This window comes from Serratia sp. PL7 (assembly GCF_945957435.1).
Genome location: NZ_CAMFLB010000103.1, coordinates 1 through 822, shown reverse-complemented (window position 1 = coordinate 822; position 822 = coordinate 1). Strand labels below are relative to the sequence as shown.

Genomic DNA, 822 nt, shown 5'->3' with positions numbered 1-822 from the left:
AACATATGCATTTTCAAGTACGGGGCTATCACCCTGTATCGCCGGACTTTCCAGACCGTTCCTCTGATGCATATGCTGATTAAGGTTCTGGGCTGCTCCCCGTTCGCTCGCCGCTACTAGGGGAATCTCGGTTGATTTCTTTTCCTCAGGGTACTTAGATGTTTCAGTTCCCCTGGTTCGCTTCGTTAAGCTATGTATTCACTTAACGATAGTGTGACGAATCACACTGGGTTTCCCCATTCGGAAATCGTCGGTTATAACGCTTCATATCAGCTTACCGACGCTTATCGCAGATTAGCACGTCCTTCATCGCCTCTGACTGCCTAGGCATCCACCGTGTACGCTTAGTCACTTAACCTCACAACCCGAAGGTGTCTCTTAGTGAACGCGGTTACGAACCGGTTCAAGACAGCATTCAAGATTGCAAAAAATTGAGAGACTGCTTAATGCAAACTGTGTCAGTGTTTGAGTCTGAATAAACAGACGTCATTCTCACAGTTGCTTAAGCTTTCAAATTTCAGCTTGTTCCAGATTGTTAAAGAGCAATATCTTAAACACGACTTAATAAAGTCATCTTTAAGATATTCAGGTGATAATGTCTTTCACTCATTATCGGAATGGCGTCCCCAAGGGGATTCGAACCCCTGTTACAGCCGTGAAAGGGCAGTGTCCTAGGCCTCTAGACGATGGGGACACGAAAATACCGACAAAGCTTTCACTTTCTCGTTTCGTATCAGCATGAGTCTTAAAACTCACAACATCAACAGGTGCTCTTGCTCATTAATTTCATCAGACAATCTGTGTGGACACTGCACTTAACGC

General features: G+C 45.0%; 1 tRNA gene and 1 rRNA gene. Both read right to left on the bottom strand.

Features of this window, described 5'->3' with window-relative positions:
- Nucleotides 1–358: ribosomal RNA gene (locus N6G83_RS54400) — 23S ribosomal RNA — on the bottom strand; the annotation flags it as partial.
- A gap of 260 nt (nt 359–618) precedes the next feature.
- A tRNA-Glu gene (locus N6G83_RS54395) sits at nt 619–694 on the bottom strand.
- Nucleotides 695–822: the final 128 nt, after the last annotated feature.